Annotated in this window: 14 protein-coding genes and 1 tRNA gene; 6 read left to right on the forward strand and 9 right to left on the reverse strand. The window is 56.1% G+C overall.

Annotated elements, in window-relative coordinates; genetic code table 11:
• From ACR0DT_RS17640 to rpsL, 4 genes are all read right to left on the reverse strand, one after another.
• On the reverse strand, positions 1-91 hold a 91-nt coding region (locus ACR0DT_RS17640; protein WP_215675807.1), incomplete at its 3' end, for a GTP-binding protein.
• Positions 92-151: 60 nt separating this feature from the next.
• Positions 152-2,269 (reverse strand): elongation factor G, encoded by a 2,118-nt coding sequence (gene fusA / locus ACR0DT_RS17645; protein WP_170417016.1) that lies wholly within the window; start codon positions 2,267-2,269, stop codon positions 152-154.
• A gap of 18 nt (positions 2,270-2,287) precedes the next feature.
• The gene (gene rpsG, locus ACR0DT_RS17650) at positions 2,288-2,758 is read right to left on the reverse strand and encodes a 30S ribosomal protein S7 (RefSeq protein WP_480432037.1); all 471 of its coding nucleotides are present in this window, start codon (positions 2,756-2,758) and stop codon (positions 2,288-2,290) included.
• Between the two features lie 15 nt (positions 2,759-2,773).
• Entirely contained in the window at positions 2,774-3,145 is a 372-nt protein-coding gene (gene rpsL, locus ACR0DT_RS17655; protein ID WP_005621086.1) for a 30S ribosomal protein S12, read from the reverse strand.
• Between the two features lie 395 nt (positions 3,146-3,540).
• Here rpsL and ACR0DT_RS17660 point away from each other — a divergent pair, with 395 nt between their 5' ends.
• Positions 3,541-4,353, forward strand: a complete 813-nt coding sequence (locus tag ACR0DT_RS17660; protein ID WP_480712012.1) for a putative rhamnosyl transferase — start codon at positions 3,541-3,543, stop codon at positions 4,351-4,353.
• Here ACR0DT_RS17660 and ACR0DT_RS17665 read toward each other — a convergent pair.
• Positions 4,332-5,201: a DMT family transporter gene (locus tag ACR0DT_RS17665; protein ID WP_480712013.1), complete on the reverse strand. Its 870-nt coding sequence runs from the start codon at positions 5,199-5,201 to the stop codon at positions 4,332-4,334. The genes ACR0DT_RS17660 and ACR0DT_RS17665 overlap by 22 nt on opposite strands.
• Before the next feature lie 113 nt (positions 5,202-5,314).
• On the reverse strand, positions 5,315-6,094 hold the full coding sequence (locus tag ACR0DT_RS17670) for a hypothetical protein (RefSeq protein WP_480712014.1): 780 nt from the start codon (positions 6,092-6,094) through the stop codon (positions 5,315-5,317).
• Positions 6,095-6,713: 619 nt separating this feature from the next.
• Between ACR0DT_RS17670 and ACR0DT_RS17675 the strand changes: the two genes are divergently transcribed.
• Positions 6,714-6,790 (forward strand) — tRNA-Arg (locus ACR0DT_RS17675).
• Positions 6,791-7,001: 211 nt separating this feature from the next.
• Here ACR0DT_RS17675 and ACR0DT_RS17680 read toward each other — a convergent pair.
• Positions 7,002-8,120: a hypothetical protein gene (locus ACR0DT_RS17680; RefSeq protein ID WP_480712015.1), complete on the reverse strand. Its 1,119-nt coding sequence runs from the start codon at positions 8,118-8,120 to the stop codon at positions 7,002-7,004.
• Positions 8,121-8,626: 506 nt separating this feature from the next.
• On the opposite strand from ACR0DT_RS17680, the gene ACR0DT_RS17685 reads away from it, so the two are divergent.
• Positions 8,627-8,938 (forward strand): hypothetical protein, encoded by a 312-nt coding sequence (locus tag ACR0DT_RS17685; protein WP_480712016.1) that lies wholly within the window; start codon positions 8,627-8,629, stop codon positions 8,936-8,938.
• Positions 8,935-9,435 carry a hypothetical protein gene (locus tag ACR0DT_RS17690; protein WP_480712017.1) on the forward strand — a complete coding sequence of 167 codons (501 nt, stop codon included), beginning with the start codon at positions 8,935-8,937 and terminating at the stop codon, positions 9,433-9,435. The genes ACR0DT_RS17685 and ACR0DT_RS17690 overlap by 4 nt, the downstream gene beginning before the upstream one ends.
• 16 nt (positions 9,436-9,451) lie before the next feature.
• On the opposite strand, the gene uvrB is transcribed toward ACR0DT_RS17690, so the two are convergent.
• Positions 9,452-11,638, reverse strand: a complete 2,187-nt coding sequence (gene uvrB, locus ACR0DT_RS17695) for an excinuclease ABC subunit UvrB (protein ID WP_480712018.1) — start codon at positions 11,636-11,638, stop codon at positions 9,452-9,454.
• Between the two features lie 153 nt (positions 11,639-11,791).
• Here uvrB and ACR0DT_RS17700 point away from each other — a divergent pair, with 153 nt between their 5' ends.
• The gene (locus ACR0DT_RS17700) at positions 11,792-12,103 is read left to right on the forward strand and encodes an ETC complex I subunit (RefSeq protein ID WP_480712019.1); all 312 of its coding nucleotides are present in this window, start codon (positions 11,792-11,794) and stop codon (positions 12,101-12,103) included.
• Positions 12,104-12,574: a GNAT family N-acetyltransferase gene (locus ACR0DT_RS17705; RefSeq protein ID WP_480712020.1), complete on the forward strand. Its 471-nt coding sequence runs from the start codon at positions 12,104-12,106 to the stop codon at positions 12,572-12,574. It abuts the gene before it with no gap.
• A 450-nt stretch (positions 12,575-13,024) separates the two neighbouring features.
• On the opposite strand, the gene rpoC is transcribed toward ACR0DT_RS17705, so the two are convergent.
• On the reverse strand, positions 13,025-17,266 hold the full coding sequence (gene rpoC / locus ACR0DT_RS17710; protein ID WP_480712021.1) for a DNA-directed RNA polymerase subunit beta': 4,242 nt from the start codon (positions 17,264-17,266) through the stop codon (positions 13,025-13,027).
• Between the last annotated feature and the right edge of the window lie 38 nt (positions 17,267-17,304).

The raw sequence follows: 17,304 nt of genomic DNA on the forward strand, positions 1-17,304 counted from the left end.
CTGCGGTCAGCGTGGTTTTACCGTGGTCAACGTGCCCAATCGTGCCGATGTTGACGTGCGGTTTTGTACGCTCAAACTTTTCCTTTGCCATGATGGCCTCCTTTTTCGGTAATGAAGGGAGCCCGTTAAACGGGCTCCATCAAATCTTCGCTTATGCGTATTTCGCCTGAATCTCGTCCGAGATGTTCTGCGGAACCGGATCGTAGTGGTCGAACTGCATGGTGAACTGGGCACGGCCCGACGACATCGAACGCAGAGTGTTGATGTAGCCGAACATGTTGGCCAGCGGAACGAACGCATCAATCGCGATAGCGTTGCCGCGCGGCTCTTGTCCAGACACCTGGCCCCGACGCGAGGTCAGGTCGCCGATGATACCGCCGGTGTACTCTTCCGGGGTGATCACTTCGACCTTCATGATCGGTTCCAGCAGTTTCGCGCCGGCTTTGCGCATGCCTTCACGCATACACATCCGCGATGCGATTTCGAACGCCAGAACGCTCGAGTCAACGTCGTGGAATTTACCGTCCAGCAGGGCAACCTTGAAGTCGATCACGGGGAAGCCAGCCAGCGGGCCGCTGTCCATGACCGAGTTGATGCCTTTTTCAACACCCGGGATGTATTCCTTCGGAACGGCACCGCCAACGATGCGGCTTTCGAACGAATAGCCTTCGCCTGCTTCCGTCGGCTGGATCTCCAGCTTGACTTCCGCGAACTGACCCGAACCACCCGACTGTTTCTTGTGGGTGTAGGTGTGCTCAACCGGCATCGAGATGGTTTCACGGTATGCCACCTGCGGTGCACCGATGTTCGCTTCAACCTTGAACTCGCGCTTCAGACGGTCCACCAGGATGTCCAGGTGAAGTTCGCCCATGCCCTTCATGATGGTCTGACCGGATTCCAGGTCAGTTTCCACGCGGAAGGACGGGTCTTCGGCGGCCAGACGGGCCAGACCCTGGGACATCTTCTCTTGGTCGCCCTTGGTTTTGGGCTCAACCGCGATCTCGATCACCGGATCGGGGAAGGTCATGGTTTCCAGAACCACCGGATCCTTCGCATCACACAGGGTGTCACCGGTGGTGGTGTCTTTCAGACCTGCCAGCGCGATGATGTCGCCTGCAAATGCTTCTTCGATCTCTTCCCGGTTGTTCGAGTGCATCATCATCATACGACCGATGCGCTCTTTCTTACCTTTGGTCGAGTTCAGGATCGAGTCACCCTTGTTCATGGTGCCCGAATAGATCCGGGTGAAGGTCAGCGAGCCAACGAAGGGGTCGTTCATGATTTTGAACGCCAGGCCCGAGAAGGCCATGTTGTCATCGGCACGACGTGCGATGTCACGAACTTCTTCTTCGTCGCCGGGTTTGAAGCCCATGTAATCGACAACGTCCAGCGGGCTGGGCAGATAGTCGATCACAGCGTTGAGCAGCGGCTGAACGCCTTTGTTCTTGAACGCCGAACCACCCAGAACCGGAACGAACGCGATTTCCAGCGTACCTTTGCGCAGCAGGGCGCGCAGGGTCGGAACGTCGGGCTCATTGCCTTCCAGGTATTCCATCATCGCGTCGTCGTCCATTTCGACGGCCGCTTCGATCATCTTGCCGCGCCATTCGTCAGCCATGTCTTTCAGGCTGTCGCGGATCGGAGCTTTGATCCAGCTTGCGCCCAGATCTTCGCCCTGCCACAGCCACTCTTCCATGGTGACCAGGTCGATCAGGCCTTCCAACTCGGACTCGGCACCGATCGGAATACCAACCGGAACAGCGCGTGCGCCGGTGCGGTCTTCGATCATGTTGACGCAGTTGAAGAAGTCAGCGCCGATCTTGTCCATTTTGTTGACGAAAACCATACGCGGAACCTTGTAGCGGTCAGCCTGACGCCACACGGTTTCGGTCTGAGGCTCAACACCGGCGTTTGCGTCCAGAACGCAGACGGCACCGTCGAGAACCGCCAGCGAGCGTTCAACTTCGATGGTGAAGTCAACGTGACCGGGGGTGTCGATGATGTTCAGGCGGTGCTTAGGAGTTTCTGCGGTCTGACCGTCCTCGGTGCGTTCCCAGAAAGTGGTGGTCGCAGCCGAAGTGATGGTGATGCCGCGTTCCTGCTCCTGCTCCATCCAGTCCATGGTGGCTGCACCATCGTGCACCTCACCGATGTTGTGGGATTTACCAGTGTAATACAGGATACGCTCCGAGCAGGTGGTCTTACCTGCGTCGATGTGCGCCATGATACCGAAGTTACGGTATAGTTCGAGCGGATATTCGCGTGCCATTGGTCTAAGCCTCTTGGATTACCAACGATAATGGCTGAAGGCTTTGTTCGCCTCGGCCATCTTGTGGGTGTCTTCACGCTTTTTAACGGCGGTACCGCGGGACTGTACGGCGTCCAGCAGTTCACCGGCAAGGCGTTCTTCCATGGTGTTTTCGTTGCGGGCGCGCGCAGCCGAGATCAGCCAGCGGATGGCCAGGGCTTCGCGGCGCTCGGGGCGCACTTCAACCGGAACCTGGTAGGTTGCACCACCAACCCGGCGCGAGCGAACCTCGACCGACGGTTTGATGTTGTCGAGCGCTTCGTGGAACACTTCGACCGGTGCGCGCTTTACTTTGTTCTCAACGCGATCAAACGCGTTGTAGACGATGCGCTCTGCGACCGACTTCTTGCCGTCGATCATCAGATTGTTCATGAATTTGGTCAGAACCTTATCGCCAAATTTGGCGTCAGGCAGGACTTCGCGTTTTTCGGCGGCGTGACGACGTGACATATCAGCCTCTCCTTCTTACTTGGGACGCTTCGCGCCGTATTTCGAACGACGCTGCTTACGGTCTTTGACGCCCTGAGTATCCAGAACACCGCGCAGGATGTGGTAACGCACACCGGGAAGGTCTTTCACACGGCCGCCACGGATCAGAACAACCGAGTGTTCCTGCAGGTTGTGGCTTTCACCGGGGATGTACGAGATGACCTCGAACCCGTTGGTCAGGCGCACCTTGGCAACTTTACGCATCGCCGAGTTCGGCTTTTTCGGTGTGGTGGTGTACACGCGGGTGCAGACGCCGCGTTTCTGCGGGCACTGTTCCAGGTGCATGGACTTCGAGCGTTTTACTTTGGGCTGCCGCGGTTTGCGGATCAGCTGTTGAATAGTTGGCATTCCGGTTTCTTCCCCGTTTTGCAACACACATGACATGCACGCGGTTGCGTGCGGTTAAACTTGCTGCACTCATGCGTCCACAAGCGCAAAATCCGCGAGCGTTCCCATTCCGAGGTGAACGTCGCGGTTGGTTATCAGAGGGCGCGAACGGCAAAATTGTCCGGGCCTTGACCAGTTCATTACTGGAATCGGTTGTGGGGCGGCCCCCGGTACCGAGATGACGCGCGTAATAGGGGGAGTCGGGCGGAGTGTCAACAGTGCACCCGTTTGGGTGTCTCACGGAGCGGTTTTTGCGGAAATATCAGGATCCTTCGGAGATTTCCAGCACTGGAGCCGTTGCGACGACTTTTTCGTGCGGGCATAGTCTGCTCAACGCGTTTCACCACGGATCAATCATGCAAGTCATAGGCCTGTGCCGCTTTTCCTACCCTGCCTATGGCGGCTTTCAGGTCGAGCATGACACGATCGAAGACCGTCGTCGGTATCTTTACAATCCCGCCCGTCTGGAAGAACGCTTTCGCCTGTTCGAAGCCACGACCCTGCCCTGCATTCGAGAGCAGACCGACGAGGATTTTGAATTTCTCATCGTGATCGGCGATTGCCTTCCCAAATCAGCTCTGGACCGATTACACGACCTGACAGCAGACATTCAGCAGGTTCGGATTATCGCGCGCGCTCCGGAGCGACACCGCAAGGTGATGAAAGAAATTCTGAACGCCGCCCGCGTGGATCCTTCTACCCCTTGCGTGCAGTTCCGCCATGACGACGACGACGCTGTTTCGGTGGATTTTGTCGAACGTCTGCGCATTGCCACATACGAGGCCAAAGGGTTGATGGAGAACAACAGAACGGTCACCATAGATTATAATAGCGGCTTTCTGGCCGAATTCGGGACAGATGGCATTCAGGCCGCCCAGGTTATTCGTCCTCTGTTGGGGATTGGTTTTGCGATGCATGTGCGTGGCGGGTGCGAGCAGACAATCATGAATTTCGCTCATCATCGGATCGGAAATTTTATGCCGGTCATCAGCTATCCCGACGCACCGATGTGGGTGCGCACACTCAACCAGTTCAACGATTCACGTAATGTCCGCGACAAAAAGACTGAGTTGCTAACCCTGACACCTGAGCAGGAAGGCGAATTCATCGCCCGCTTTGCCATTGATCAGAACCTTGTCCGACGGGTTCACTCAGCGGGTTGCACTTGACGTTCGCGGAACAGTGTGAACAGTCCCGCCCCAACGACCAGCGTAGCCCCGAACATCGTGATCGTATCCGGCCAGTCTCCAAAAATGAGCCACCCCAATCCAAGCGCCCAGATCAGGCTGGAGTATCGGAACGGCGCGACGAACCCGACCTCGCCCACACGCATGACCATGACGCTGAATAGATAGCCCCCAAGTACGAACACAGCCGCCGAGGCCACCATCAAACCGGCACCGACCGGCACCGGTTGCCAACCTGTCGCAACCGAGGCAATCCCTGCCGATACGGTAATCGTCATGGACGTCGCCAAGGTGACCGCCAGCGAGGGTACATGCACCGACATGCGCCGCGTGATCAGATCTCGGGCCGTGACCGAGGCCACCGCAATCAAGGCATAGATCGCGTAGATGCTGAACCCTTCGGGGCCGGGCCGCACAATCAACAGCATCCCGGCGAAGCCCAATACAATCGCAAGCACCCGCCGCCACCCGATCTGTTCGCGGAAAAACAGCACCGCCCCCAACGTGACCGTCAACGGCAAGGCCTGAAGCACTGCCGTCACGTTGGCCAGCGGCATATGCAGCAGCGCAGTCAGAAAGAAGAACGTCGCCGACAGTTCGGCCAGACACCGGATCGCCACCAACCATTTGTCATGGTGCGGGAAGTTCAGATGCAACGCCCCCAGATGGCGCGCCAGCAAGAATACCAGGACCGTGGCCAGAACTCCGCGCATTGCAACCATCTGGAACAGAGGCACCTCCGCACCTGCAGCTTTGATCAGAGCATCATTGATTGTAAAGGCGGCCATGCTGCCCATCATCAGCAGCGCGCCTTTCACGTTCGGAGTCATTTTGGCGGATCCAATTGCAAATCAATTGGCGCATTGGGCCCGACCGACGGGCCCAATGTCAACGCATCCCGGGAGTTTTAATCAGGAATTGAATTTGTTTAAGCCGACGGTTTTTAGAGACCAAAGACCCGGCCGCCTCCGATACCTTCGACAGTTACGCCTGCACTCAGATTATAAGTCGCAATCAAACCGCCTGACATGTTCAGAACACCAAGTCGGTTGCCGTTCTGAAGCGCCACATATAACTCCCGCCTATCGGAATTGATTCCTAACCCGAACCGTTCAATTTGCAGCGCCGCACCGACAGAAGGGTTGGTGGCTCGGATAATTCTCTTAGTATTTCCGTTCAGATCCAACTCGGCAATCAACCGATTTCGTATGAATAAGACGTACAGGGTTTTAGTGTTTTCATCGAAGGCCAATCCTCCGATGGGGCCTTGGGGCTGAGCAACTCTGATGTGGCGAACAAACTGTCCGTCACGCGTCAGCTCCGAGATCATCAAACCATTGGGGTGGTCGAGGAACAGGTGACCGTCAGCCTCACGGGCAGCCAATCCACATTCCTTGATCGGGAAATCGTCGGGCGTGGTGCCGCCACATCCGGCCGGAACTCGCTGGGCTGAAAAAGTGCGCAGGACCCGCCCATCCCGGTCAAGTTCCTGCAGTTGAGTGCCAGGAAGATTGCGCAGGAATATCCGTTCACGCGCGCCATCATAGGCAAGACCAACGATGGAGGAGGAAATCGGAATCAAACGGGTGGATCCGTCGGGAATCTTGATTTCCCGAGAAGGCTGACCTTGCGGCATTCCAACATACGCATAATCGGTGCAGGCCATTAACAGACCAATCGCCGCAACGGAAAACGCACGACACAGTTGCAACAGGGAAACCATGCTCCGAACTCCAGCCAAACATTAATGTGAGCTAGAGTTAACCTTACCACGAAAAGGGTATTTTTTGAATAGAACCGCTTTTTTCGCTGCTGCAACGAAGTCGCACCGCAGTCGTTTTCATATGAGGCGAGTGCCTGGCTGTGGAACCATTATTTCTGGGCAGTCAGCGCGATTCACTGCTGGCAAAACATGCGGTGAATAAGTCTAACATTTCTTAGTTGCGCGACACCCAGACGGCAATCCTTGAGCTCTTCTCTCAAAAGACGACGGCTAGCCTCGCCCCCCTGAACCCGTTCGTGACCAACAGGCGGATCACGCAAAGGCCCAGCTGAACAGAAATCCATATGTCGATTTGCTGAAAGCCCGGGAAGCCCTTTGAAACAAGCCGAACCGGAAATCTTCTGGCGGCAAAAGGAAAAGCTAGGATAGTTACCAAGAAATTACCAAGTTGACTTATCTATCGACATTGCTCAATTACAGAAAATCCGTGCCCACGTAACTCAGTTGGTTGGAATATCCCACTTCTGAACGGAAAGGCAAAAAGGAGTTTTGCCTTTGAACTCAAGGGCTCGAGATTATAACAAAGGCTTGTAAACTGTTTTAGGAACAGTTTAGGCACGGCCCCTTAGCTCAACTGGATAGAGCACGGTCCTTCTAAGTCCGGGGTTGCAGGTTCGAGTCCTGCAGGGGTCGCCAAAAGCTTAGGCCACACAGTCTAAGAAGTACATTTTCTAGCAAAAACAGTAACCTAAGACCCCAAAGCAGACGGATTTCGGTAACAGGTTTGCTTGAGGAGTCTTCTGCTCAAAAAATTGGGTGATTATTTTCAGGGCCAGGAAAGCGCCTCGGTCAATCATAAAGAATTAAAGAATGAAAACGGCACGACACAGATCAGCCACATCGATTGTCACTCAATTGGCGTAAGCTTGGTCTGAATGACGAACCGCGTCACTGGATCAGTTTCCTCATTTTCCAAGATCGCTTTGAGTTGTTGATCCAGACGCATTTCCCGCCAGTCACGCGCCGCTATCGCTATACTCAATGCCAACGCGCTCTCCTCCTTCAGAACCCTGGAAAAAATGTCAACGATTGGATCCCTGAGAGTTGGGGAAGCCGTGCCAGCGTCAGCCAACGCACGTACGAGACTCTGTCTGTACTCCAGAGGCCGGCCTGGCGATTGAAGCGCATCATCAACGGCTTTCGCCGCAATCGCCCCATCCAACTCCAACCCAGCTAACGCCCACTCGTACAGGTAGCTACGGCCGGTACGCAGAGCCTTCGGATAGCGTGACCTCACGATCGTGACCGCCTCTGGATCGTCTGTTTGCAGGCTCAAGAGACGAATTGAAACTGGGACAAAACTAATGCGATTGATGTTGCGAAACTCTTGCATCAGCCGGTCTGTAGGAACTCTGGGACGCAAAGCTTGAACAAGGGGATACGGCGCGCGATCAATCTCGATTAGCGCAGTATCACGCAAAATGGGGTCGCTGGAGTTTAAATACCCGGCAAAGAACTCAACGCGCTCAGGTGCGTTTCTGCTGCCGAAGGGCCAGCGTTTGGCAGCAACCCTCAGATCTTTGAGAAACCGTGCCCTGTCAGGCGTCAGGGTGAAAATCCGTTTCCAACTGCGCGAAAGGCTGCGACCGGCTGCATCCTTGTCTAGTGCACCATATGTAAAAAGAATGCTCTTCCCAGGGTCGTTGCGAAATGCTGCGCGGGTTGCGCTGTCGACGAGAAACGGGATCTCAGGCAGCCTCGCAAGACCCTCCTGCGTGCCCTTGATCAGCTCTTTCGACGCAAACCTGAACGGATTGTCCGGTGCTGGTTCGGCTAGAACAATGATCTCGGCGGAAATCAGATGATCTGCAAGCGATGCATCTGGCAGCGTTATACAAACTGTGCACGCGTTGGTCGGGCGAGGCTGGGACACAACCGCGAGCAATACGCCGACAACTAATAGAGGAACACCAAGGGAATGCACGACGCGGTCCCTGAATGCGGAAAGGCGATTACGACTGTACATTCCACGCCCCCCCATGTCGAACAGCGAACACTAACTATTATCTATTGCCTGTCTATTCATCTATCACATCCAGCAAGCCATTCGGATCGGAAAATTCGATGCGCCCGTTTTCCGCCATTAGCAAGCCAGCGCCCGCCAGAGCTCGACACCCACCAGAAATCGTTTAGTTGTCCGGGCTTGTGTGTGACCAAGGTAGCCCGAGTCAGTGTTAAGAGGCTATGAGTGCCATGCACCCGGTGAATGGCGCTTTTGGTATCTTGCGTGCTGTGCAGGGGGTTCGGGTTCGTCATGTCTACCGTTTGGAATCACATTTTGTGATTTCATACGCAGAGGAGTGCGCGCTGAGCTGCAAGTTTGAAGTGAAGGGGATGTCGAAAGATGGAGCCCCACCCAATCACGCACTTAAGAATCCGAAGTGACGGATTGGAAACCCATCTTAAGCTTGCTGACATCAGTGAGGATGCGTGTTACGATTGAACAGTTGGTTTATAAATTGCGAGAAATGCGTGAGACACTCTAAGATCTTACTTTTCTGTGCTTTTTCGCTCTTACCTTTCGAGGCTGATGCTGCAGAAGAGCGCGACGAGGATGACAAAAAGGCTATTTTGTCGTGCGAAGATCTACAGAAAAAAGTAGACGGTAATGAGCAACTCAATACTGAAGAAAATGACATCTGGATATTTTGCGGCCCCGGAATGGGTTTTCCTATTCAACCAGATGGTGTTCCCGGTGACTTGCAGGCGCATCAACCTCCTACGGGAATCTTTGACCGGAATTGGCGTTTGTTTCCGGAGTTCGGGTTGGGAGGCGAAGCTTGATAGGTATTTCGACAATGCTTGCCGCATTAGCAAAGGCAGGCAGTTTGTTTCTTTTGGCAATAATCTTTGCCGTGCTGATTTACTTCGTGCTGAAACTCTTGCGAACCAAACTTGAACTGACGGAAAAAGAAATAAGAATTTGTGCTGCGATAGCAGTTGTTTTTGGATCGCTTGCTTTGGCTGCGGGAGTTTTACTAGGGGCTTCTAGGGAAAGTGCAGCTGATGCGCTTATCCCAGCGTTGATAACGTTCATTGGGGGTATAGCGGTTTACCTCATCGGAACCACTGCTGCGAATGTACTAAGAATAGGGGTGTCTGTAGTTTGTTTTTCGTTTTTGTTGATTGTAGGAACGACGCTTGGCTACTACGAGCGTTACGAAAGTGATCTCCAAGCATTGGAAGACCAATATGACCTTCGCATTCTGAAGTGGAAAGCGGACGTCGAATACAGAATAAACACCTACCGAAAAAACAAAGGACTGGGACCCGCATTCTAAGAAATAACGGCTCAGTTTATCTCTTCCGCCGCTTCACATTCCCACCTCGCTGCCCCGGCCGACCAGCCGTTGACCGCCCGCGCGATTTCACCGCGTCTTCCGAGGCTTTCTCGACCGCCCATTGGCGCGCCATGGGGTCGTCGGCGACGGCCAGATCGACCGCTTCCAGACGTTTGATCTCATCCCGGATATTAGCGGCCTCTTCGAATTCCAGGTTCTCGGCCGCTTTGCGCATCTGGTCGCGCAACCCGTCCAGATGGGCCTCCAGGTTCGCACCGTGCATCGGTTTGTCGATGGTGGCGGTGACGCGGTTCATGTCGACGTCGCCTTCGTAGAGACCGGCCAGAACGTCTTCGACATTCTTCTTCACGGTCTCAGGCGTGATGCCGTGTTCCTCGTTATAGGCGAGCTGTTTGGCGCGGCGGCGGTTGGTCTCGTTCAGGGCGCGTTCCATGGAACCGGTGACCTTGTCGGCATACATGATCACCCGGCCATCGGCGTTCCGCGCGGCGCGGCCGATGGTTTGGACCAGAGAGGTCTCAGACCGCAAGAAACCCTCTTTATCCGCGTCCAGAATGGCGACCAGCCCGCATTCGGGAATGTCGAGCCCTTCGCGCAGCAGGTTGATGCCGACCAGCACATCAAAGGCCCCGAGCCGCAGGTCGCGGAGGATTTCGATGCGTTCCAGCGTGTCAATGTCCGAGTGCATGTAGCGGACCTTGATGCCCTGCTCGTGCAGGTATTCCGTCAGATCCTCTGCCATGCGTTTGGTCAGCGTGGTGACCAGCGTGCGATACCCATCAGCGGCGACTTTGCGCACCTCGTCCAGCAGATCGTCGACCTGCATCGACACAGGGCGGATTTCGACCTCAGGGTCCAGCAGGCCGGTGGGGCGGATCACCTGTTCGGTGAAAACGCCGCCGGTCTGTTCAATCTCCCATTTTGCCGGGGTGGCCGAGACAAAGACGGATTGCGGGCGCATGGCGTCCCACTCCTCGAACTTGAGGGGTCGGTTGTCCATGCAGGACGGCAGGCGGAACCCGTGCTCGGCCAGCGTGAATTTGCGCCGATAGTCGCCCCGATACATGCCGCCGATTTGCGGGACACTGACGTGGGATTCATCCGCGAAGACAATCGCGTTATCGGGGATGAATTCGAACAGGGTCGGGGGCGGTTCGCCCGGTGCGCGACCGGTCAGATAGCGCGAGTAGTTCTCGATCCCGTTGCAGACGCCGGTGGCCTCGAGCATTTCCAGATCGAAATTGGTGCGCTGTTCAAGGCGTTGGGCTTCCAGCAGTTTGCCTTCGCCGACCAGTTGGTCCAGCCGGATGCGCAGCTCTTTCTTAATCCCGATGATGGCTTGCTGCATAGTCGGTTTCGGCGTCACATAATGCGAGTTCGCATAGACGCGCACCTGTTCCATCGTCGCAGCGCGTTCACCGGTCAGCGGGTCGAATTCGGTGATGGTTTCCAGTTCCTCACCGAAGAATGAGAACTTCCAGGCGCGATCCTCAAGGTGGGCAGGCCAGATTTCGAGGGAGTCGCCCCGCACTCGGAAGGACCCGCGCTGAAACGCCTGATCATTGCGGCGGTATTGCTGGGCGACCAGATCGGCCATCACTTGCCGCTGGTCATAGTCCTTGCCAACCTTCAGGTCCTGCGTCATCGCCCCGTAGGTTTCGACCGAACCGATACCGTAGATGCATGACACCGAGGCCACGATGATCACATCGTCCCGTTCCAGCAGCGCCCTCGTGGCCGAGTGGCGCATTCGGTCGATCTGTTCGTTGATCTGGGATTCTTTCTCGATGTACGTGTCGCTGCGCGGCACATAGGCCTCGGGTTGGTAGTAGTCGTAGTAGGACACGAAATACTCGACCGAGTTTTCCGGAAAGAAGCCCTTGAACTCCCCATATAGCTGCGCTGCCAGCGTCTTGTTGGGAGCAAGGATAATGGCAGGGCGCTGGGTTTCCTCGATCACCTTGGCCATGGTGAAAGTCTTGCCCGTCCCGGTCGCACCCAGCAGAACCTGATCGCGTTCGCCGTCCAGCACACCCCCGGCCAGTTCCTTGATTGCCGTGGGCTGGTCCCCCGCTGGCGCAAACTCGGTATGCATGACGAATTCCTTGCCGCCTTCCAGTTTCAGGCGGGCGCGGACATCTTCGGCATTCAGCTGGGTCTTGTCGGAATGAGCATAGGCCATAGGGGGAGATTCCTTTCGCGCCTGATTTTGATCTGTTTTTGTTCTTGTTCAAGGGGGCATTTCCAAATGCCGGAATTGCGACAATTGCGGACTTGTCCGCGCCGCCCGCATGACGCATAAACATTCCCAGCCAAGTGAGTACGGAGAGGCGACATGCGCGCACGGATTTACCAGCCTTCGCGAAACGCGATGACCTCAGGGATGGCCAAGACCCGCAAGTGGGTTCTGGAATACGCCCCTGCGTCGGCGCGTGAGGTTGATCCATTGATGGGCTGGACCTCGTCCAATGACACACAGACCCAGGTGCGCCTAAAATTCGACACCAAGGAAGAGGCGCTTGATTACGCCAAAGATAACGGGATTGATGCGCAGTTGAGCGAACCGCACAAGCGCAAACCCAATCTGCGCGCCCGTGGCTATGGTGAGAACTTCGCCACTGACCGGCGCGGTCCCTGGACGCACTGAATGATCCAAATTTTGCAGGCCGACCCAACATCGGACGCGCTGTGCCCGGTGGTTCTGGCGCATTTTGCCCATAGCGAAACGGCGGGTCCTGCGGAAAGCAACCACACCATGGGTGCCGAAGCGCTGGCCGGATCAGGGATGAGATTCTGGGCTATTTATGATAGTGCCCAGCCGGTGGGCTGTGGTGCGCTAAAGGCGTTGCCCGATGGCACGGCTGAAGTGAAGTCGTTGCACGTCCTGCCACAAGCTCGTGGGCGTGGTCTGGCCCGCGCAATGATGGAGTTTTTGGCGGATTTGGCACGGTCCGAAGGTGTTTCAGCCCTCGTTCTTGAGACCGGTGCTGCACACCTGACCGAATATGAAGCCGCGCGCAAACTTTATGAGGTGTTGGGCTATTCCTATTGCGGGCCAATTTATGGTTATCAGGCCGATCCGAACAGCGCCTTCATGCGCTTGAATCTTAAAGTTTAAACGAAGACCACGGAATAGAATTTAACTCTGAATATTTGTAAAGTTTATTAAATCTTACGTAGTCAGAGGCTAATTTCCGGACGCAAGACCTATTGCTTTTCGGCCGACGGCCTCTTGCACGGTATCTTTTTGGGGCGGTTGACGCACTGATGGAACGTCTTGAGCGTTATTAGCCACGATAATTGCAATGGGTTACGGTAAACGTCTTTACAAACGCCGCAACCGTATCGATGTCTTTTTTTTTGGTGTTCAAAGATCGGCAATGCGCGGCAATCGCTGCCCAAAAAGTTTTATTTTCATCCATCGCAGCGCTCGTCATTTACTGCCTCTGAAGCCTGTTCCCGTATGCCGAACTCTAAGCGTTTATTGTGTAGGTGACACCCATTCACAATAACAAACGAAAAAGGCCCCGCGGTATCGCGGGGCCTTTTCTTTGATTATCGTTGTCGCTTACTCGCGGCTTTCCGGAGTTTCCACCAGAACGTCCAGTTCGTCGCCAACCATATCGTCATCGACCATCGGAGCCGCCAGAGCAGCGGCCGCTTCGGCCTCCTCCCGACGGGCTTCGATCACGACGTTGTCGCGCGATTGAGCCACCTGACGCACGGCCTGGGTTGCGCCACCGGTACCGGCGGGGATCAGGCGACCGACGATGACGTTCTCTTTCAGGCCAACTAGCTTGTCTTTCTTGCCCTGAACCGAAGCTTCGGTCAGCACGCGGGTGGTTTCCTGGAACGACGCCGCCGAGATGAACGAACGCGTTTGCAGCGAGGCTTTGGTGATCCCCAAGAGGATCGGCTCGCCCTGTGCCGGACGACCACCACGAGAGATGGTCTTCTCGTTGGCCGCGTCGAACTCTTGCTTATCGACATGCTCGCCTTTCAGCAGGGTGGTGTCGCCTGAATCCAGGATCTCCCACTTCTGCAGCATCTGGCGCACGATGACCTCGATGTGCTTGTCGTTGATCTTCACGCCCTGCAGACGATACACGTCCTGCACCTCGTCGATCATGTAATCCGCCAGCGCTTCGACACCCATGATGGACAGGATGTCATGCGGAGCCGGGTTACCGTCCATCAGGTATTCACCTTTCTGGATGAAGTCCCCTTCGGCGACCGGGATATGCTTACCCTTGGGCACCATGTACTCGATGGTCTCCATGGACTCGTCAGCCGGTTCGATACTGATGCGGCGCTTGTTCTTGTAGTCGCGGCCAAAGCGCACGTAACCATCGGCTTCTGCGATGATCGCGTGATCTTTCGGACGACGGGCCTCGAACAGTTCGGCCACTCGCGGCAGACCACCGGTGATGTCCTTGGTCTTGGCACCTTCGCGCGGGATACGCGCAACAACGTCACCGGCTTCGACGGTTTGACCATCTTCAACCGACAGGATCGCATCCACCGACATCGGATAGTGAACCGGGTTGCCCGCATCGTTGCGGACCGGCTCGCCATCTTCGCCAACCAGAATGATCTCGGGCTTGAGGTCACTGCCTTTGGGGGCGGCGCGCCAGTCGATCACGATCTTCTGAGTCATACCGGTTGCTTCGTCGGTCTCGTCGCGGACGGCAAGGCCCGAAACCAGATCAACGTATTTCGCGGTACCGGCTTTCTCGGCGATGATCGGCAGGGTGTACGGGTCCCACTCAAACAGTTTGTCGCCACGGGCCACCTTAGTGCCGTCCTTGACAAACAGCTTCGAGCCGTAGCCCAGCTTGTGGCTGGCACGCTCTTCGCCATGCTCGTCCTTGATCACCAGCTTCATGTTCCGGCCCATGACCAGGCTTTCGCCTGCGGCATTGATCAGAATCTGCGGGTTCTCGAAGGATACGACACCTTCCTGGCTGGCTTCCTGGAACGACTGCTGACCACCTTGCGCAACACCACCAATGTGGAATGTACGCATGGTCAGCTGTGTACCGGGTTCACCGATCGACTGAGCGGCGATGATGCCGACAGCTTCACCTGTGTTCACCATGGTACCGCGTGCAAGGTCACGACCGTAGCAGGTTGCACAGACGCCTTCCTCGGACTCACAAGTCAGAGGCGAGCGGATGCGCATGGACTGAACACCAGCTTCGTCGATGGTGTCGGCCATACGTTCGTCGATCAGCTGGCCCGCAGCCACGATCACCTCATCGGTGCCCGGACGCAGAACATCGTCAGCAGCCACACGGCCCAGCACACGCTCGGCCAGCGAGGCGACAACCTCACCGTCGTTCACGGCAGCTTCGGCAGTGATCGCACGCTCGGTGCCACAGTCGATCTCACGAACGATGCAGTCCTGTGCTACGTCCACCAGACGACGGGTCAGGTAACCCGAGTTCGCCGTCTTCAGAGCGGTATCCGACAGACCCTTACGGGCACCGTGGGTCGAGTTGAAGTACTCGAGAACGGTCAGACCTTCTTTAAAGTTCGAGATGATCGGCGTCTCGATGATGTCCCCGTTCGGCTTGGCCATCAGGCCGCGCATACCGCCCAGCTGTTTCATCTGAGTGACCGAGCCACGCGCACCGGAGTGAGCCATCATGTAGACCGAGTTCGGTTCCTGCTCGGAGCCGTCCTCTGCCCGATCCGACGACGAGATTGTGCTCATCATCGCTTCGGTCACGCGGTCGTTACACTTCGACCAGGCATCGACAACTTTGTTGTACTTTTCACCCTGAGTGATCAGGCCGTCCATGTACTGTTGTTCGAAGTCCTTCACCTGACTGCGGGTGTCATCAACGATGCCCCACTTGTCGTTCGGAATGACCATGTCGTCCTTACCGAACGAGATGCCCGCCTTGAACGCTTCTTTGAAGCCCATCGACATGATCTGGTCACAGAAGATAACCGACTCTTTCTGACCGCAGTAACGGTAGACGGTGTCGATCACCTGCTGCACTTCTTTCTTCCGCAGCAGGCGGTTGACCAGTTCGAACGGCGCCTTGTTGTTCATTGGCAGCAACGCACCAAGACGCAGACGGCCCGGAGTGGTTTCAAAACGCTTTTGAACTTCGTTGCCTTCGTCGTCAATCTGTGTGATCCGCGCGGTGATCTTGGTGTGCAGATGCACTTCACCGGCGTCCAGCGCGTGCTGAACTTCTTCAATAGACCCAAACACCTTGCCTTCGCCCGGCATGCCTTCGCGCTCCAGGGTCACATAGTAGAGACCCAGGATCATATCCTGCGATGGAACGATGATCGGCGCGCCGTTTGCAGGCGACAGAACGTTGTTCGTCGACATCATCAGAACACGGGCTTCCAGCTGTGCCTCAAGGCTCAGCGGGACGTGAACGGCCATCTGGTCACCGTCGAAGTCGGCGTTAAAGGCCGAACAGACCAGCGGGTGCAGCTGGATCGCTTTACCTTCGATCAGAACCGGCTCGAACGCCTGAATGCCAAGACGGTGCAGCGTCGGCGCACGGTTCAGCATGACAGGGTGTTCGCGGATCACCTCGTCGAGGATATCCCACACTTCGGGGCGCTCTTTCTCGACCAGTTTCTTCGCCTGTTTCACGGTCGAAGAAAGACCCTTGGCTTCAAGGCGCGAGTAGATGAACGGCTTGAACAGCTCCAGCGCCATCTTCTTGGGCAGACCACACTGGTGCAGCTTCAGCTCCGGACCAGTCACGATGACCGAACGGCCCGAGAAGTCGACGCGCTTACCCAGAAGGTTCTGACGGAAGCGGCCCTGCTTACCTTTCAGCATGTCCGACAGCGATTTCAGCGGGCGCTTGTTGGCGCCGGTGATCACGCGGCCACGACGGCCGTTGTCGAATAGAGCGTCCACGGATTCCTGCAACATCCGCTTTTCGTTGCGGACGATAATGTCAGGCGCGCGAAGCTCGATCAGGCGCTTCAGACGGTTGTTCCGGTTGATGACGCGGCGATACAGATCGTTCAAATCCGAAGTCGCGAAACGGCCACCATCCAGCGGAACCAGCGGACGCAGTTCCGGCGGAATGACCGGGATCACGGTCATAACCATCCATTCAGGCCGGTTGCCCGACTCGAGGAAGGATTCGACAACCTTCAGACGCTTGATGATCTTCTTGGGCTTCAGTTCGCCGGTCGCTTCGGCCAGATCAGCACGCAGCTGCTCGGCTTCGGCTTCCAGATCGATCTGGGCCAGCATCTCACGGATGGCTTCAGCACCGATATTGGCGGTGAACGCGTCCATGCCATAGGCATCCTGCGCGTCCATGTACTCTTCTTCGGTCAGCATCTGGCCATAGGTCAGGTCGGTCAGACCGGGCTCGATAACGACATAGTTTTCAAAGTACAGAACGCGTTCCAGATCGCGCAGCGTCATGTCCAGCATCAATCCGATACGGGACGGCAGCGACTTCAGGAACCAGATGTGTGCTACGGGCGCGGCCAGTTCGATATGGCCCATACGCTCACGGCGGACTTTCTGCAGGGTGACTTCCACACCGCATTTCTCGCAGACAACGCCGCGATACTTCATCCGCTTATATTTGCCGCAAAGGCATTCGTAGTCTTTGATCGGGCCAAAGATACGCGCGCAGAACAGACCGTCACGCTCGGGCTTGAACGTCCGGTAGTTGATGGTTTCGGGTTTCTTGATCTCGCCATAGGACCAAGACAGAATCCGCTCGGGCGACGCCAGCGAGACCTTGATCTCGTCGAAAACCTTCGGGGGCGTCAGCGGGTTGAACGGGTTGTTGGTGATTTCCTGGTTCATTTGTTACCTCAAATCTTGCGGAAGGGGGGACGGGAGAA

Source organism: Ruegeria sp. BI11, assembly GCF_056538005.1.

Coding starts and splice junctions, on each gene's coding strand:
- fusA (WP_170417016.1), bottom strand. CDS start 2,269: ATGGCACGCGAATATCCGCTCGAACTATACCGTAACTTCGGTATCATG.
- rpsG (WP_480432037.1), bottom strand. CDS start 2,758: ATGTCACGTCGTCACGCCGCCGAAAAACGCGAAGTCCTGCCTGACGCC.
- rpsL (WP_005621086.1), bottom strand. CDS start 3,145: ATGCCAACTATTCAACAGCTGATCCGCAAACCGCGGCAGCCCAAAGTA.
- ACR0DT_RS17660 (WP_480712012.1), top strand. CDS start 3,541: ATGCAAGTCATAGGCCTGTGCCGCTTTTCCTACCCTGCCTATGGCGGC.
- ACR0DT_RS17665 (WP_480712013.1), bottom strand. CDS start 5,201: ATGACTCCGAACGTGAAAGGCGCGCTGCTGATGATGGGCAGCATGGCC.
- ACR0DT_RS17670 (WP_480712014.1), bottom strand. CDS start 6,094: ATGGTTTCCCTGTTGCAACTGTGTCGTGCGTTTTCCGTTGCGGCGATT.
- ACR0DT_RS17680 (WP_480712015.1), bottom strand. CDS start 8,120: ATGTACAGTCGTAATCGCCTTTCCGCATTCAGGGACCGCGTCGTGCAT.
- uvrB (WP_480712018.1), bottom strand. CDS start 11,638: ATGGCCTATGCTCATTCCGACAAGACCCAGCTGAATGCCGAAGATGTC.
- ACR0DT_RS17700 (WP_480712019.1), top strand. CDS start 11,792: ATGCGCGCACGGATTTACCAGCCTTCGCGAAACGCGATGACCTCAGGG.
- ACR0DT_RS17705 (WP_480712020.1), top strand. CDS start 12,104: ATGATCCAAATTTTGCAGGCCGACCCAACATCGGACGCGCTGTGCCCG.
- rpoC (WP_480712021.1), bottom strand. CDS start 17,266: ATGAACCAGGAAATCACCAACAACCCGTTCAACCCGCTGACGCCCCCG.